Origin of the sequence: Pseudoalteromonas sp. PAR1 (assembly GCF_947311895.1) — a bacterium.
Classification (GTDB): domain Bacteria; phylum Pseudomonadota; class Gammaproteobacteria; order Enterobacterales; family Alteromonadaceae; genus Pseudoalteromonas; species Pseudoalteromonas lipolytica_C.
In genome coordinates this window covers 29,756-45,817 of sequence record NZ_CAMZMY010000014.1, presented here as the reverse complement: position 1 = coordinate 45,817, position 16,062 = coordinate 29,756, and the positions used below count along the sequence as shown (strand labels likewise).

Here is a 16,062-nt window from a genome sequence, read left to right as displayed (position 1 = left end):
ACTAAGAACCTCGAATAAAACTGTAAAACTTGAGTAGTTGCGGTGTAATTACGATTAAGTAACCTACACAAATAAGCACAAACAAATATACTGGAGCTAATATTAATAATGGCTGTATAAGTAATAACAACAAGGCTGCTATCGCAAAAAATGCTATGCATGCTGGCCCGAGTGCGGCAGCAAACTGGAAAAAAGACAATCCACTAATAGGCTTAATAAGAAGTTTCCAGTGCAGTAAAAATAATAAAACCTGTAACGCAACCAGCGCTTGCACCATTACCGTAATACCTTCATTGATTGAAAGTACGATAACTAAGGGACGCACAACTGTGACAGCGATATTCCACCAAAAGCCACGTTTTACCTCACCACTAGCACGTAACAGCACACCAATAGGATTCATCATAGATATGATAAGCATATATAAGCCAAGCCAACGAAGAAGCTCAGCATGTTCCAGCCACTCAGCCCCATAAGCAATACCTAAAATAAATTCAGGGAATAAAGCAACTAAACAGTACAAAGGTATATTGATTAAGCTAAGTAGTCTAATCACCATGCCATATAAAATGGCTAAGCTATGCGTTTCTTTGTGCTTAACAATAAGCGGAAAGGCCACTTTGTTTACCACTGGATTAATCAATTGTAATGCAGGTCTAAATACGAGCGCTTTAACATAAGCATAAATACCAAGTACTTCTGGCCCTAGTAATTTACCAATCAATAACTGATCAAGCTGAGCACTTATAAAGTTTACAAAGCTCTCTCCGGTTTGATAAAGGCCATACTTAATTGGCGCGATTATGCTGTTTAAACGTAACTTGCTAAATCCTGGTCTTAAAAGAGGGAAGCCAACTAAAAAGCAAGTACTTAAAAGCAGAGCATTTAATAATTGAGAAAACACAACTGACTCTAGCCTCAGGTCAACTGCTAACAATATAATTAATGCTATAAAACTTGCTACGCTGGCGAATACTTCAATTTTGGCAATACTATTGAAGTGCATTTTTTGCTGTAACAACGCTAATTGTTGCTGCCCTAAGCTGCGAATAAAAAATACCGGAGACAAATAACATAACAATAAAGACAGTTGTGGCATGTTAAAAAATGACGCAGTGGGCACAGCCATTATCAGCACAAGTAAAGAAATCACAATACCCAATATTACATTGACCATATACAGCTGGTTTAGTTGAGATTTTTTTAACTGCTTATGGAATATTAGGGCGTTTGAAATGCCTGCATCACCAAATATTTGAGCAAAGCCCACCACCAACTGTATGATTGCCAATACACCAAGTTCGGCAGGCGTTAAAAATCGGGCAAGCACAATTAATTGCGCAAGCTGCAGACCACCTTTTATAAGTGTGGCAGAGGCCGTCCAAGATACGCTAGATACAGCATCACGTGCTACACTCATGCTAATTTATCCATGTAATTTCTCTAGCATATCGCGCCATTTCGGTGCTAGCACTTGCTCGGTGAAATGCTGATTCATAAGGTCAGGGTTACGATTATTGTCTTTATTGATTAACTCTTTTAACTCTGAAAAATTCATGCTGGCCACTTCATCCGTTTTATGGATCTCAAAGCCAAGTTCTGTCAAATAGGTATAACTAGATGTGTTAGAAAGTAGGAACATTGGTTTGCCCATTAATAACATGGCATATGCAACATATAGCCCTTGTTGGCGGTGTTGGGCAAATACAGTTAAGTGAACATCATTCAATAACTTATCGTAGTCTTGCTTGTTAAGCATAGTGGTAATTGCATTAAACTTATTACCAAACAATGCTGTAGCATGTTTTATCACTTCATCTATGTAGCTTTGCTCACCACCATAGTTTAGTGGCATGATAATTTCGACACTTTCACCAGCTAAATGAGCTAGCTTATTTAGTGCGTCAATATGGTTATTACTTGATGATGCCGAATTACCTACGAGTATTTTTAGTGGTTTTTCAGACGTTAATTGCTCGCGGTCTCGCTCAACTTTCATCCCAATTAATGGGTATGGCAGCACTTTAACATTTCGTTTGAATAATACACGTTGAGCAAGTGACGCATCTCCTTTATTTAGAGCAAACACATGTTTATAGCGATTAATAACTAACGCATGTAAAACATGGACTATACGTTCTTTTATCGTACGATTTGCTTTTGTATGACGATATAGCTCAGCCCCCCAAAGTACACAGCTGCTGCGCTTTGTGACCGAGTGAAATAACAGTTTTTTCCAAACATGCATATCAAACGAACCATGAAATACTATTTGGTCTTCTTTAGCTGTGCTCTCAAGCAAAGAAAAAAGCTCTGTATTATCTTTATAATTTAAAAAGTTTGGGATCGGCTCTGGCGTTTTAACCCAAAATTGCTGTTCTGCATCTGGGGTGCATTGCTGACTGAAAAACTGTTGCATCGGTTTATAGTGATGCGGCGTATCAGCAAAGATATGGATTATACGTTTTGTCATGTCGATTATTTATTTTGGTAGGCTGCTAGGAAAGATTTTTCATGGGCTAGTAAACCATCTTCGCGCGCTTTAATATATTTTGCAGGTTGCCCAGCATACACTCCCCAAGCCGCTAATGAGCGATTTACTAAACTCAGTGCGCCAATAGCCACACCTTGCTCTAGCATTACGCCTGGTAGAATTACACTGCCACTTCCAACAATTACATGCTTAGCGAGTGTCACAGGGGCATGTTCAACGTTAGTAAACTCACTATCAATAGTCGGGTTAGTTAAAAAAGCCCCTGAATAATCATCACTGCTTGAGTAGATAGCAACCCTTGAAGAAATATTACAAAAATCGCCTATTTGAATATGCCCAGCGCCAATAAGGCAGCTGTATACGGCAAGATGAATATGACTTCCTAGTGTTATACCACCCTCTCCTGCAGAGAGAACACAAAAATCATCTATGCGGACGTTGTCGCCTATAGAGATCCTTGATGCTCCATAGATAGATGCTTTCTTTGATATTTTTACGTTCTCACCAACGTTTGAAAAACCCAGTTCTTGTAATTCATCTCGCGTATAAATGGCCATCTAGCTTCCTATTAAATGGATATATTAACAACTGGTTTGGATCGCAGAAATTAAACTACTACATATTTGCTCAACGCCATCCAACGTTAAGTCGGTGAACATTGGTAAACATAAAATGCGTAAACTTAACTCATTGCCATGTGGAGTACTACCTTGCATTCCATATGCAGGGACTGTTGACAAGCTTGGATAAAAGTAACGCCTTGTTTGAATACCTTGCTCGAGGAGTTTAGCTTGCACTTGTAACAGCTGTTGCTCATTTTTAAGTACAACTGGCATGTACGCGCCATTGTTTTCGCCTTGAGGATGCCAAGCCTGTAAACTCAGCAAGCCTTGCTCAGCAGACGCTTTTAATAGCAATTGGTATTGCGCTGCAAGATCACGCCTTTTCTGAGTTATCTCACTCACATGTTCGAATACAGATAATCCCATTGCTGCATGCATTTCGCTCATTTTTGCATTAATGCCAACCAGTTCTGGGTAAAGCTTTGCGTCAAAACCAAAATTAATTAATTGCTTTGCTTTTAAATAATCAGATTCATGCTTAAAGATGATGGCTCCACCTTCTACACTATGAAACAACTTAGTAGCATGTAGACTCAAAGTCGCTACATCACCATGCTCAAGCACTGTTTTACCGTTGATATCGCTCGCAAAGGCGTGAGCAGCATCGTATATAACCTTTAAGTTATATTCTTTCGCTTTACACTCTATAGCCTCCACATCACATGGATTGCCAAATACATGCACACCTAAAATTGCCGAAGCACTATTAAGTTGGGAATGTGTAGCTCTATTTATATCAAGGTTATAAGTATTTGGATCTATATCAATAAATTCTGGGCTAATATCAGCAAACTTTAAAGAGCTTGCTGTTGCAGCAAATGAGAACGGCGTTGTTAATACCGTTCCTTTAGTATCAAGTGCAGCAAATGCGACTTGCAATGCTAAGGTCCCGTTGGCGACCAATAGTAAATATTCAACACCTAAATATTCTGCAAGTTGTTGCTCTAATTGCTGCAAACACGGGCCATTATTTGTTAACCAGCAGCGCTCAAATATACCATCAATTTGCGCTTTGTACGCGTCGATTGAGGGCAAAAACGGTTTTACTATTGGATACTTCACTCATCAGACTCACAAAACAAAAACAGTGACGAAGTGTAGCAAACAACGATTAATGGGGCTAGCAGAGAAAGAATCTTTTAAGTTAACTATGATCAGTAAAAATCGCCTATAAAAAAAGCGAGCCGAAGGCTCGCTTTTTAAAACCATAACTGGTTATGTACTAAATACTTATTAGTAAGTTAATACACGGTCAGCTGAAGCTTTGTGGTAGTAAACACCTTTAACACCAATGTTACCTGATGGAGCATTTACAACTACGTTTACGTGTGCGTTACCAGTGATGCCTGACTCTTTAGCAAATGCAGCAACTTCTAGGCTGATGTTTGTTACAGAGTTAGCAGCAGCAACTTGAGTAAGCTCTTTAGTGTAAGTTTTACCTTCAGCTTTAAGAGTTACAGTGATTGCACCTTCAACTGTACCACGGTTAGCAACAGTGATTGATTGAGCGTACTCAGTACCGAAAGGCATAAGCTCGATGTCGTCTGAAGAACCGTCTAGCGTCCAAGCACCTGCAGAAGCTGCTGGGATAGAAGCAGTACCAGTAGATGCAGTTGTAGCAGTAGTTTCGAATGTGAATGATTGCTTAGTAAGTACAGAACCTTTAGCAGCCTGACCTTTAACGTTTGCAGTAACTGTGAAGCTATCAATATCAGTATCAACTGTTTGAGTAATTGTAAGCTCAGTCATGTTATCGTTAAGTTTTGCAGCAAATGTATCAGCGTTTGCAGTAGCTTTAGTAGCAATTGTTAACGCGTTACCAAGCTCTGCTGTAGAAAGTTTGCCGTCTTTATCTGCATCATAATCCATCGCGAAAGAAAAGTCAGAACCTTTAAGTACGTGAGTTAACTTCGTGAAAGTAAGAGGCTTAAGAGATGAAACGTTTGTTAAATCAACAGTTAGTACATCTTTAAGTGGATCTGTAGCAAATTGTTGACGACCTTTACTTGTAGTAATTACACCGTCAAACTTAGTAAGGTCTGAAGTTAGCTGTGATACATATGTATATGCAGGAGCTGTGCTTGTAGCTTTACTCGCATCATAGTCACCGATAGAAGGGTTAACTGAGATAGCTTTAGAGCTGAATGATACTTTACCTTTTGCAACAGCATCGCTAGTGTCAAGGGTAAATTTTGAAAGCGTTAACGTGTCGCCTTTAGCTGAGTTAGCAGTACTAACACGGAAGCGAGCAACGTTGTCACCTTGGAAGTCAACGAACGCAAAAGATGCAGGAGTAGTTGCACCACCATTATTATCTGTTGATAACACTGGATCAACGGTCGTATCGAATTTAGCACCAGTAACAGTAATAGCGATTACGTCATTAACAATGTACTCAGCACCTTGAACAAATGCTGGATCAGCTAGATCGTCTTGAGTTAACTCACCAACTACAGCAACACCTTCTAGTGATACTTTTTCATCTGCACCAGTAACTGATGCGGCTAAAGCTGCTGTAGATAAACCTGATAGCGCTAAGGCAACAAGTGTTTTTTTGAACATTTTATATTCTCCAAAGTTTCATGAAACAGGAACCTTCATTGTCCCTTTTTTTAGTTTTGAATGACCATGCACCATAGGCCGTCACCTAAGTGACTACTAGTCAAATTCAGAATTAGTCTAATGAATGTTAGTTTATTGTCAAGTAATTAACAGTCGTTACACTAACAAATTTATATTACCGTTTTATGGATTCTATGTACACCTTTTAAAATCATTTACTTTCATACACTTAAATATATCGCAGTTTTTTTATTGAAAAAAAAGTCTTTGGTTACAATTGTTTACACACCCTGTTTTGCACCTATTTTGTACATATTTTGTGCGCATAAAAACTCCAATGATTTTGAAGCATTGTATTTATATAAATTAACAAAATACTTCAAGGTACTAAATATTTTATTTGGCTGTTTTAGTGCCTGCATTTGCTTTTTTAGTTAATAATAACATTTTTTGCTGGTGTGGATATTTTTAATTCTGTTAGACCTTGCTTAAATTGCTCGTAAACACTTTCCCACTCAGCTGTATTACCTATAATTCGAGGTGTTACTAATACAACAAGTTCAGTTTTAGTTGAGTTATTGTTAGTTTTATCAAACAATTTGCCCACAATAGGAATACTTGAAAAGAAAGGCACTGAGGTATCACTTAACGTACTGTTTTCGCTAATTAGTCCACCAAGCATAATTGTTTGACCGTTTGCAGCAATTACCTCTGTCTGTAAACTACGTTCAAACACAATTGGGTTGCCCTCTGCACCCGTTCCCTCTGATTGAGTACTTATTTCTTGGCTTATTTCTAAAACAACGACACCTTGCGCATTCACAGTTGGCGTGACTTTTAAATCGATACCAGTTTCTAAATAACTAACAGAAGCGCGAGAACCATTGGTTGAATCAGTCACTATTTCACCTACAACAGGGATACGGTCACCAACACTTATATTTGCTTGAACACCGTCTCGCACTGCAAGTGTTGGCCTTGATAGTACATTAACATAGTCATTCGTTTGTAATAAGTTAATTGCCAAGCTGCCAGCTGTTCCTGATAAGGCGTAAGTTAGGCCAGGGCTATTTTGTGTATTTGCATTTAGTGTAAATCCACCTTGCGCTGTCGCTCCTAAGTTTGTAAGAGCAAATTCAACCCCCTGTTTAAACACATCGGTCAAACTGACCTCTGCAATCATTACTTCTAACATGATTTGTTTAGGCATAATATCTAAACGTTTAATCATAGGAAGTAAGTTTCGGTAGGCATCACCCGTTGTATAAAAAATCAATGAATTAGAACGTTCATCAACGACCATCTTAATACCATCAGATTGAACTGAAACATTTGCAGAAGCTGATTTTTTTGACTGACTAGAAGTATTTAGTTGTTGATTTTGGCTCGCAGCTGAGGTGCTATTCGATAAAGCCTGAGCGCTACCTCCACCTAAAAGATTTTGAATACTTGTGCCTAAATCTACAGCTCTTGCAAATTCTGGTACAAATACAAAGTATTGCTCTTGATTACCGTCTGCTGGCTTGTCAAGTTGACTTGCCCAAAACGACACTCGCTTTAAAAAGTCTTTATTGTTTGTAAAAAACACCATGGTATTCGTGCGCTCGAGCGGCACAATAGAAATAGCTTGCTCACTTGACGCATTAATACTCACTGATATGCCTTCTTGCTTAAGTAAATCTTGTAATTGTTTACTCAAATCATCAACTGGGACAAAACTTGATTTGTACATGCCTATTGAACGATCACGAAACACGGGCTGATCAACAAGCTGCATAAATTCAAGCGCTTTGATAATGTCATTACGTTTACCCTTTAGCATTATCGCCTGTTGTTCAAACATAGCCTTGGCATTCACTTGGGTTAGTTGCTTAATCGTGTTTGCTAACGATGTTTGCATACCTGCTTTAAAAGGCGCAAGTTGTACAATTTCGCTCGAAGTATTAGGTACATCTTCAGGGTTAGCACCATAACCGTACACTAAGTTATTTGAGATGCCATCTTCTGATTTATGGATGTAGTAAATACCGTCTTGAAAACGAATAACAATGCCTCTTTCTTGCAGCATTTGCTCACTGATTGTAAACAACTTACGCTTGCTTAACGCATCTTGAAGATTTAATGTGACTTGAGCTTTACTCGCATTTAGCTGTTCACCCAAAATGTAATTAACATTTAATAACTCGCCAAACACATAATGCAGGTAATCTTTAACTAATAAGCTATCGGCAGTTAACTTAACTTGCTCAGCATCACTAAATTGGCTTGCAAGGTCTGTTTGACTTGATTTTGGGCCGCTTTTATTTTGTAACGGCTCTATGTAAACAATTCCTTCGCTTGCTTTTTTAGCTTGCTGCGTATCTTCAACTTTGTCTACGGCTGTTGCTGTAACATTATTTGTCTGTGCTTTTTCTAAATACGATGGCGCAGCGGTAATACCGCTATTTGATCTTGCGCACCCTGTAAGTACACTCATCGCAATCATGCCTAAAAAAAGGGCCTTGCTATGTTTCATAAATTTTCCGGACACTATAACTAGTTGTTTATCAACCACGTTGGTACATGATTAAAGTAATATTTTGTTGACCTTTACTAAGCTCAACTTCGGTATTTGACAATACTTTTAAGCTATAACCATGCACTGTTTGCATATCGGCATACTTAACAAGTTGTGTATTATCGTCATTGATATTTTTTTGTTCTATTAATACATAAGGTTCATTTGTAGTGATTACAGCTTTTAGTTTAAGTTCATAATCGCCAGCAAATACGCTAATTAGTTCACCATTTTGCTCTGCTTGTTCAGCCGCGGACAAGCCTTTTTCTGCTACCTGTGTATTTTGCACGGGTTGGCTGTATTTTTTGTATGTTTGCTCTAGTGTTTGCCTTGTTTTCTCAGATAGTAACGGCAAAGGCATAACCTTTAAACTTTTCTGGTTAAAGTCGTTATCTGCTTTGGTGCTCTCTAAAATTAAACGATTGCTAAAATCTAAAGTAAATAACAATAAAATAAGAACGCTAGGAATAAGTATTGCTTTATTCATTAGGTTCTCCTTGCTGCATATAAAAGCTTAGCTGAATTGTACCATCAACCTGGCCAAGTTCTTGTGCTGTTTGGCCTTTAATACGCATATTAAAATCGCTAACTTGCATTAATGGCGTGTTCGTTTCTAGTTGCACCAACACATTTTGAAAGTTTATTAGTTTGCCACTTATGTTTAATGTAAGTTGATGACGCATCAAGCTGTCTTCTGCTACTTTAAGGCTGACCAACCAGTTGCTGTTGTTTATCTGTAGATTATGCGTTGCCATCAACTGCTCAACTTTTTGCTGCATAGCAAGTTTAAACTCTGTATCTTTTTGTGGCTCGACAAATAATCGATTAATACTCTCTAGCTGCTGACTAATTTGCTGTTGCTTAGAATCAATAGTCGCTTGATTATCGATTACAGTTTGCGATTTTGTAGCCCGCTTTTGTAAGTTGCTAATTATGCCTATTTGCTCATCTTGCCAATCAAGTAGTGGGACTACCGCAAACTTAAGCACTAATAAAACCGCTAACAATGCTAAAGCTATTTGCTGCTTAGGTTGTAACTGACTCATTGCGCCCCCTGCTCCGACACCGCAGGTATCACTTGATCATTACCTGTATTTAGAACGAAACTAATAACAAAGCTTTCACCACCGCGTTCTTTGCGTGATGGGTAATCAAACTTAGCATCTTCCACTCGACTATCTTGCATAACAGTCGCAAGTGCATCAGTCGCTTTATTTGCCTTACCTCTCAAAACAAAGCGCCCTTCTTGCCAGCTTATACTACTCAATTCTGCAGAATTGAATAAATCACTTATAACCAAAAAAACCGGGCTAGTTATAGGAAGTTGTTGCAACAATTGCTGTCGCTGCAGTAAAGCATCACGACTGGTCATATATACATTCAATGTATTTAGCGCTTTGTTGACTGTTGCTTTGTTAGCGTCGAGTTGACTTTCTAGCTGATGCGTTTTGAAAACTAAGTAACCACTAGTTAATAAACCATAGACAACAAATATACCGCCAAAAATAGCACTGTATCGAAGGGCTAGGCGTTTGTTAAATATGTTGACTGGAATATTTAAGAAGGCTTGTAAATATTGCTTAGGTGCAGCATACAGGCCATTGAGTACCCGCTCTAAATATTCTTGCTCTGTATTAATATTGATTACTTTGCTTAACGGAATACCAAACATACTAGCGAAGCGTTCAGGGCTATTTATTATTTTACTTTGCAATGATGAGCAAACATTCTTCTGATGTTTAGTGATGAAGCTAGCATTATGATAAGTATTTAAAATCACTTCTCCATCATTGACTGTTTGGCTCATTAATAACGACTCTGGTAGCGTAAACCACGCTTTAGGTGAATCTTTAGCAAATTGCCATTGCATTACTTGGCTTTGTTCTGCCGCCATCGCAGTTACTAAGGTCTGGGTAGTCGCTTGCTGTTTATCGGTACTTTTCTGCTCAATGTCTAGTAATTGCTTTAATTCTTTTTTATTACCAATAGGGTAAGTATTGAGTTGCTCATTGTAGTGTTGACGCCCAACAACTAATAACCACTTCGTTGATTGTGTGTCTGATGATGGTCTTAAAGCAAATTTATGGTGCTCATTTAGCACAAGTTCGTAGGGTTGTTCAGTATAAAAAGCAACCACTTTACATAGCCATTTTTTAAACAATAACTTAATTTTATTATTAATCATTATGCTCTCTATCGCGTCTTCACAGCTACTTCATTGATCACGGGATCTTTTGTTGGTTGCAAATGAAAGTATATTGTTTTATTTACTACCGCCTGCCCAACTCTCGATGTTAACGATACCCTGAATAAATTAGATGGGTACAAAATAATATCATCACTTTCAGTTATGCCAGTTGCTTGGACAAAGTCTTTAACCGTTAACCTATTGGCTTTACGCTGCATAATAACATATTCTGCAACTTCGTTACTTAATAATGCATAAAGTAACGAATTAGGCGAATTCATGGGGTTGAACGTGCCTTTTTTATATTGTGTTGTGTTTTCAGCAAGTACTGACAATTGCTTCGACGGCAACCCCAAATGCCCAAGCTCTTCAATATCATGAATAGCTGCATTACGCGCAACAGTGCCATCACTAATGTAGTCTGAAGGCTTCTCTAAACTCTGCCAAGCTATAATCTGCAACATCGCAAGCTGGGCATCATAATCATTTAAGCCGCTGTAGGTCAACAATCGCTTTAAGCGTACTTGATTTGGGTAGTGAATATTTAGCAAACCACGTAAATCTTGTAACCGAACTTCAACATTGTTGGTTGTTTTAAAAGGCTCACTATAAAAGTTCCACGTTGTAATTTGCGGATTATTAGCCGGAGGACTGGGGATAGGTGTTAACTTTTCAGTCAGCAAAGAAAATACGATATTCGCTTGGGCGTTATTTAACTCAACTAAGGCTTGGGCCTTATCAACCATCATAGTTGCGCTTTTTACTTGCTGTCGGGCTGACTGCGTAAAGTATAAGGCTAATATAGAAACGACTGCGACGATTAATAATACTTGTACAAGAGCTATTCCACGCTGCTTTGTCATAATTCACCCGTTTGAATGTAATTACCAAACCAACGATTAGGCTCTTTATCTAATTGGAAGTAAAATTCCATTGGCTGCTGTTTTTTGACTAAGGTTAGTTTGACTATTAGAGGTGTTAACTGTTGATCTAAGCCAGAATAAGTCGGTTGCCAAAATGGTTTTTCACCTGGCTCTTGCAGTGCTTTTTGCTCAAGAGAACTCCAACCATAATAACTGAAAGTAACGCTATCGAGATCTTTTAAGAGTGTGTACTTATTTGAAAACTCGATGTTTTGTTCAGAGTTAATTAATAACATGTCAGCACTTGAAATCGACTGATAAACTAACTCAAAGCGACCTTGTTGATTTTGAACAGCTGTTAATCTCACAAGCTCAGGATTTTTGGTATCTGTATAACCATTTTTGGTCATCATCAGTAGGCTGTCTTCAGCGCCAACAAAAAACATCTCTGGGCGTCCTCGATTATTCTTGATCAGGTACGGTTCTATACCCTCTAAGATGTTTTGCAATATATAGATTGATTTTGTCTGTTCAATATCTTGCTCAAAGCTACCAAGCTCCTTGTCCCAACGAGAAGCCAATTGCATGTATACATAGTTTCCAGTAAACATTATGAGGGAAAGCAACGTCACTGAAATCAGCAGCTCGATTAAAGTAAACCCTTGCTGTTTATGCATTGTGCCAACTCACTTCATTAAATGTATAGCTTTTTTCAATACCATTTCGTTTAACTATGAGAGTGACTTGCCACAAATTTATTTGTTTTTTTTCAGCAGCCTGCCTACCAAATTCAAGAGCCATAGCCTCATCTACAACAACTTTACTTTGCACAATTACAGCCTGCCATTGGTATTCAACTCCCCAGCCGAATCCACTGCCTGACAAGTTAGACTGCTCTGAAGTTGATAACTTTATTTGTTGTTGGATTTGCGTTATTAATGCAGGGAGGTTAGCAACCAATTTTACATGGTTGCTTGCTTTTTCACTGGCAATAAAGGCGCCCCTATAAATAAGAGAAACAGCTGCAAGCGAAGAGAATAAAATAATAGTCGCGATAAGCAGCTCAACTAATGTAAATCCTAACTGGTGCTTTGTTTTCATTTTGATGAGGGCTCTAAACTTATCATTAGCGGTTCATCCCGAAAATAGCCTTGGATCTCAGTAGGCGAAACGAGTCCATTATTATTGAAGTTTACTTGCAGTGCATCAAACCGTAATGATTCTAATTTTTTTGTTTTTATTAGTTGATTTGTATCCGTTTGGTATAAATAAATCATATCGTCTTTGAGCTCAAGTTGATACGAACGCGATTCTATAAAGGATTGAAATGCTATGCTTTTAATCCAATTCCGTGTTGTTAGAAGCTCAGTTCTTGCTACACTTTTGTCTACTGCTTTTACTGAAATTGGCGCCACAACCGAAAGTAATAATGAAACAATACTTAAAACGATAATAAGCTCGATAAGGGTAAAACCATATGCAAATTTATTATTTGCAACGTGCATTAGAAACCTACGTCGTTTAGAGAGATCATGCTCATCAACATGATAACGACGATACCACCGACGAAACCACCCATAAATAAAATCATTAATGGTTCAATCAATGACGTCATATTATCCGTCCAGGTTTCAAAGTCTTGCCGTGAACGATTTGCTATTTCATCAAATACAATATCTAAATTACCGGACTCTTCCCCCACCTCAAGCAGTGAAATATAAAATGGTGGATATAAAGAAGTTTGCTGTAATGCAGGGGTTAATTGACTACCACGTTTTACTTTTTTTCGCGCAATTGTCATTTCATGATGTAATACGTGGTTTTTGATATTACCCGCAGCCAGTTCTAATGCTTGGTCAATGGGGACACCAGCTTTCAGCATCAAACTTAAGCCACTATTAAAACGTATGCGCTCAACTGTGGCACTTGCATTAGCTATTACGGGTAATTTTAGTGCTGTTTTATGCCACCAATACTGAAAACCTTCACGTTTACTTGCCCAAATAAGCGTGGGGACTGATGCAATAACCGCCAATGCCAAGAACACTTGATAGTCATTCATCCACTCACTAATAGATAACATGAGCTGAGTATACCAAGGGAGTGAGCTTAATTGACCAAACATATCAGCCATTTTTGGAATAATGAAATTAAATATGAAAAAAACACTTAAAATACAGACAAATAAAATAACGCATGGATAAGTTAAGGAGCCAATAATTTTACGCTGTAATTCACGCTTAAATTTTAGATCTTTTGCGATTCCAGAAAATATTTCGCTTAAGTTACCTGAAGCTTCACCTAATTCAATTAAGTTACAATAAAGGTTATCGAATACATCAGGATAAGCTCTGAGTGCTTGAGATAGGCTACTTCCTTTTTTTATGCTACTGCTAATATTAGCAAGCATTTGTGCTAATGCAGCTTTAGCTTTTGTGCGCCTTATTATGTCTAAGCCGCGGTCAATCCTAACTCCAGTTGCAAGTAATAAACTTAACTCCGCTGTTAAAAATTCAAGGTCGGCTAAGGATACCTTGCTTTGAAAAAGCACACCGGAAGTTGCTCTTTTATGTTCTTCTTTAACTTCAAAAGGCAGTAAGTTTTGCGCTTTTAACTTATTAATTGCATCTTGCTCAGAGGTTGCTTCAATAAGCCCCTCTGATTTGGCGCCAGATGAATCATAGGCTTTGTAATTAAACAGTGCCATTAGCCTGCTACCCGTATAACTTCATCTATTGTTGTATAACCTAATACAGCTTTATGTAGTCCATCTTCTAGTAAAGTACGACGATTAAGCGAATGGTTATGCTTTTTAGCTTTAGGTATGAAATCAGCATCTTTTGGCATTGCTTTAATTTCATTATCACAGCGTAAATACTCTGTTACAGCCATGCGTCCTTTGTAGCCAGTATGAGCACAGTGTTCACAGCCTTTCCCTCGAACTAAATTAATCTTGACTAGATCAAAACGTTCAGCAAACTGAACTAGGTTATATTTTTCTATCAATGTTTGTGCGTCAGGATCGGGCTCACTACATTGACTACACACTTTACGTGCCAATCGTTGTGCAACAATTGATACAAGTGCAGCATTAAGTAAAAACTCTTCAACCCCAAGATCGAGTAATCGAGTATATGCACTCGCTGCATCATTGGTATGGACAGTACTAAACACTAAGTGACCGGTTAGTGCTGACTGTAATGCAATTTGCGCTGTTTCTTTATCACGAATTTCACCCAACATAATAACGTCTGGATCCTGACGTACAATTGAGCGAAGACCTGCAGAGAAGTCAAATCCTATATCACTATTAACTTGCACCTGATTAATACCTGGTAATTGGTATTCTACCGGATCTTCTAAGGTAATAATTTTTACATCATCATTATTAAGGGCATTTAAAAATGTGTATAAGGTGGTTGTTTTACCTGAACCGGTTGGGCCTGTTAATAATACAACCCCTGCAGTTGTTTTAATATCTTGGCGGATCAGCTCATTAATGTCATCTGATAGGCCCAAAACTGACATATCATAACGTACGTTTTCTTTTCTTAGAAAACGCATAACAACCGATTCACCATCATTTAATGGTAATGACGATACACGAATATCAAGCTCTTGATTAGCAATTTTCATTTCGATTTTGCCATCTTGCGGACGGCGCTTTTCAGCGATATCCATACCCGACAAAATTTTCAAACGCGTAATTATTGGCAGTTGTTTACGAGCCGAAATAGTTTCAGCTTCATGCAAAACACCGTCAATTCTAAAACGCGCCCTATAGCGCCCTTGGTAAGGCTCTAAGTGCATATCTGATGCACCTTGACGTAATGCCCTACTAATTAATGAATTAAGTAAATTTACAGTAGGTGCTTCGGTTGCTAATTCCTTAAGGCGCTCTTCTTCATCTAAAGGACTATCATCGTCAATATCTGTTAAAGGTTCTTCGTATTTCGCAGCTAGTAATTGAATATCAACTTCATTCGCAATGAATAATGAATAAGCTTGGTTGTTTTTACTTAACCAGTCATTCATAACTTGATTCAATGGATCTTTACATGCAAAAGAAATATGTTCTGGATTATCAGTTATTGGTAACCAGCTTTGCTCAACAAACATATCAAGCGTAGGCTTATCGATGGCTAGTGCAGAAAAGTTAGCGTACTGTTCACTAGTAAATAGTGGGATACCTAAATATTCACTTAGTAAAAAAGGAACTTGATCTTCTGGCAAGCTCCCCATGTTTACAAGTACTTGTTCTAACCTTCCGCTATATTTTGCCTGATAATTTAAGGCTCGAGTAAGGTCTTGAGGGTCAACACCAAAATTTTCTATAAGTAAATCATGTAATTGCATTATTGATGTATTATATCCGCGTTGTTGTCGGTACCACCCTCTTTACCATCACTACCGTATGATTTTAGCAAGTATGGATTTCCATTTTCACCTGGGGTCTTGTATACATAAGGGTTTCCCCAAGGATCTAACGGGATATCTTTTGGTAAATAAGGACCATCCCAACGTGGATCATCACTTTTACGTAACTGAGAAAGTTCAGTTGGGTATTTACCTAAATCAAGTCGATAAGTATCAATAGCAGTTTCGAATGATGACATTTGTGCAGCTGCTATTTTACGCTCTGATGAACTTAACTTAGAAAAAAACTTAGGCGCGACCAGTGACATTAAAAGCCCTAAGATGACAATAACAACAAGTAGCTCCATCATCGTAAAACCATTATTTTTTTTCATAAAACTCTCTTTAAATTTAGTTAT

The 16,062-nt window shown here is 38.1% G+C and carries 16 protein-coding genes; all 16 read right to left on the bottom strand.

What is annotated here, in order from left to right:
• Window position 1: 1 nt before the first annotated feature.
• The 16 genes from QL229_RS12855 to gspG all read right to left on the bottom strand — a co-directional run bounded on the left by QL229_RS12855 (window position 2) and on the right by gspG (window position 16,038).
• Window positions 2-1,420, bottom strand: a complete 1,419-nt coding sequence (locus QL229_RS12855) for an MOP flippase family protein (protein ID WP_281546994.1) — start codon at window positions 1,418-1,420, stop codon at window positions 2-4.
• Between the two features lie 6 nt (window positions 1,421-1,426).
• A complete protein-coding gene (locus tag QL229_RS12850) occupies window positions 1,427-2,473 on the bottom strand; it encodes a TDP-N-acetylfucosamine:lipid II N-acetylfucosaminyltransferase (protein ID WP_281546993.1) in 1,047 nt (348 codons plus the stop codon).
• Between the two features lie 5 nt (window positions 2,474-2,478).
• Window positions 2,479-3,051 (bottom strand): acyltransferase, encoded by a 573-nt coding sequence (locus QL229_RS12845; RefSeq protein WP_281546992.1) that lies wholly within the window; start codon window positions 3,049-3,051, stop codon window positions 2,479-2,481.
• Between the two features lie 24 nt (window positions 3,052-3,075).
• On the bottom strand, window positions 3,076-4,179 hold the full coding sequence (locus tag QL229_RS12840; protein WP_281546991.1) for a DegT/DnrJ/EryC1/StrS family aminotransferase: 1,104 nt from the start codon (window positions 4,177-4,179) through the stop codon (window positions 3,076-3,078).
• Window positions 4,180-4,350: 171 nt separating this feature from the next.
• Window positions 4,351-5,679, bottom strand: coding sequence for a hypothetical protein (locus QL229_RS12835; protein ID WP_281546990.1), 1,329 nt, complete (start codon window positions 5,677-5,679; stop codon window positions 4,351-4,353).
• A 430-nt stretch (window positions 5,680-6,109) separates the two neighbouring features.
• On the bottom strand, window positions 6,110-8,194 hold the full coding sequence (locus QL229_RS12830) for a secretin N-terminal domain-containing protein (RefSeq protein WP_281546989.1): 2,085 nt from the start codon (window positions 8,192-8,194) through the stop codon (window positions 6,110-6,112).
• Window positions 8,195-8,225: 31 nt separating this feature from the next.
• Window positions 8,226-8,723, bottom strand: a complete 498-nt coding sequence (locus QL229_RS12825; protein ID WP_281546988.1) for a hypothetical protein — start codon at window positions 8,721-8,723, stop codon at window positions 8,226-8,228.
• Window positions 8,716-9,282 carry a GspMb/PilO family protein gene (locus tag QL229_RS12820; RefSeq protein WP_281546987.1) on the bottom strand — a complete coding sequence of 189 codons (567 nt, stop codon included), beginning with the start codon at window positions 9,280-9,282 and terminating at the stop codon, window positions 8,716-8,718. Before QL229_RS12820 ends, QL229_RS12825 begins: the two co-directional genes overlap by 8 nt.
• Window positions 9,279-10,421, bottom strand: a complete 1,143-nt coding sequence (locus tag QL229_RS12815; protein ID WP_281546986.1) for a hypothetical protein — start codon at window positions 10,419-10,421, stop codon at window positions 9,279-9,281. Before QL229_RS12815 ends, QL229_RS12820 begins: the two co-directional genes overlap by 4 nt.
• A gap of 8 nt (window positions 10,422-10,429) precedes the next feature.
• Window positions 10,430-11,287, bottom strand: coding sequence for a type II secretion system protein GspK (locus tag QL229_RS12810; protein WP_281546985.1), 858 nt, complete (start codon window positions 11,285-11,287; stop codon window positions 10,430-10,432).
• Window positions 11,284-11,964 carry a prepilin-type N-terminal cleavage/methylation domain-containing protein gene (locus tag QL229_RS12805; RefSeq protein WP_281546984.1) on the bottom strand — a complete coding sequence of 227 codons (681 nt, stop codon included), beginning with the start codon at window positions 11,962-11,964 and terminating at the stop codon, window positions 11,284-11,286. Before QL229_RS12805 ends, QL229_RS12810 begins: the two co-directional genes overlap by 4 nt.
• Entirely contained in the window at window positions 11,957-12,388 is a 432-nt protein-coding gene (locus tag QL229_RS12800; RefSeq protein ID WP_281546983.1) for a prepilin-type N-terminal cleavage/methylation domain-containing protein, read from the bottom strand. The genes QL229_RS12805 and QL229_RS12800 overlap by 8 nt, the downstream gene beginning before the upstream one ends.
• Complete coding sequence (locus QL229_RS12795) at window positions 12,385-12,792, bottom strand: type II secretion system protein (protein ID WP_281546982.1); 408 nt, start codon at window positions 12,790-12,792, stop codon at window positions 12,385-12,387. Before QL229_RS12795 ends, QL229_RS12800 begins: the two co-directional genes overlap by 4 nt.
• Complete coding sequence (locus QL229_RS12790; protein ID WP_281546981.1) at window positions 12,792-13,994, bottom strand: type II secretion system F family protein; 1,203 nt, start codon at window positions 13,992-13,994, stop codon at window positions 12,792-12,794. The genes QL229_RS12795 and QL229_RS12790 overlap by 1 nt, the downstream gene beginning before the upstream one ends.
• The gene (locus QL229_RS12785) at window positions 13,994-15,643 is read right to left on the bottom strand and encodes a GspE/PulE family protein (RefSeq protein WP_281546980.1); all 1,650 of its coding nucleotides are present in this window, start codon (window positions 15,641-15,643) and stop codon (window positions 13,994-13,996) included. The genes QL229_RS12790 and QL229_RS12785 overlap by 1 nt, the downstream gene beginning before the upstream one ends.
• Window positions 15,643-16,038 carry a type II secretion system major pseudopilin GspG gene (gene gspG / locus QL229_RS12780; protein WP_281546979.1) on the bottom strand — a complete coding sequence of 132 codons (396 nt, stop codon included), beginning with the start codon at window positions 16,036-16,038 and terminating at the stop codon, window positions 15,643-15,645. The genes QL229_RS12785 and gspG overlap by 1 nt, the downstream gene beginning before the upstream one ends.
• Window positions 16,039-16,062 lie beyond the last annotated feature (24 nt).

What these genes read in the sequence shown, in the direction of transcription:
- gspG (WP_281546979.1), bottom strand. Translation starts at nt 16,038, where the DNA reads ATGAAAAAAAATAATGGTTTTACGATGATGGAGCTACTTGTTGTTATT.
- QL229_RS12805 (WP_281546984.1), bottom strand. Translation starts at nt 11,964, where the DNA reads ATGCATAAACAGCAAGGGTTTACTTTAATCGAGCTGCTGATTTCAGTG.
- QL229_RS12835 (WP_281546990.1), bottom strand. Translation starts at nt 5,679, where the DNA reads ATGTTCAAAAAAACACTTGTTGCCTTAGCGCTATCAGGTTTATCTACA.
- QL229_RS12850 (WP_281546993.1), bottom strand. Translation starts at nt 2,473, where the DNA reads ATGACAAAACGTATAATCCATATCTTTGCTGATACGCCGCATCACTAT.
- QL229_RS12785 (WP_281546980.1), bottom strand. Translation starts at nt 15,643, where the DNA reads ATGCAATTACATGATTTACTTATAGAAAATTTTGGTGTTGACCCTCAA.
- QL229_RS12845 (WP_281546992.1), bottom strand. Translation starts at nt 3,051, where the DNA reads ATGGCCATTTATACGCGAGATGAATTACAAGAACTGGGTTTTTCAAAC.
- QL229_RS12790 (WP_281546981.1), bottom strand. Translation starts at nt 13,994, where the DNA reads ATGGCACTGTTTAATTACAAAGCCTATGATTCATCTGGCGCCAAATCA.
- QL229_RS12825 (WP_281546988.1), bottom strand. Translation starts at nt 8,723, where the DNA reads ATGAATAAAGCAATACTTATTCCTAGCGTTCTTATTTTATTGTTATTT.
- QL229_RS12820 (WP_281546987.1), bottom strand. Translation starts at nt 9,282, where the DNA reads ATGAGTCAGTTACAACCTAAGCAGCAAATAGCTTTAGCATTGTTAGCG.
- QL229_RS12855 (WP_281546994.1), bottom strand. Translation starts at nt 1,420, where the DNA reads ATGAGTGTAGCACGTGATGCTGTATCTAGCGTATCTTGGACGGCCTCT.
- QL229_RS12815 (WP_281546986.1), bottom strand. Translation starts at nt 10,421, where the DNA reads ATGATTAATAATAAAATTAAGTTATTGTTTAAAAAATGGCTATGTAAA.
- QL229_RS12800 (WP_281546983.1), bottom strand. Translation starts at nt 12,388, where the DNA reads ATGAAAACAAAGCACCAGTTAGGATTTACATTAGTTGAGCTGCTTATC.
- QL229_RS12795 (WP_281546982.1), bottom strand. Translation starts at nt 12,792, where the DNA reads ATGCACGTTGCAAATAATAAATTTGCATATGGTTTTACCCTTATCGAG.
- QL229_RS12810 (WP_281546985.1), bottom strand. Translation starts at nt 11,287, where the DNA reads ATGACAAAGCAGCGTGGAATAGCTCTTGTACAAGTATTATTAATCGTC.
- QL229_RS12830 (WP_281546989.1), bottom strand. Translation starts at nt 8,194, where the DNA reads ATGAAACATAGCAAGGCCCTTTTTTTAGGCATGATTGCGATGAGTGTA.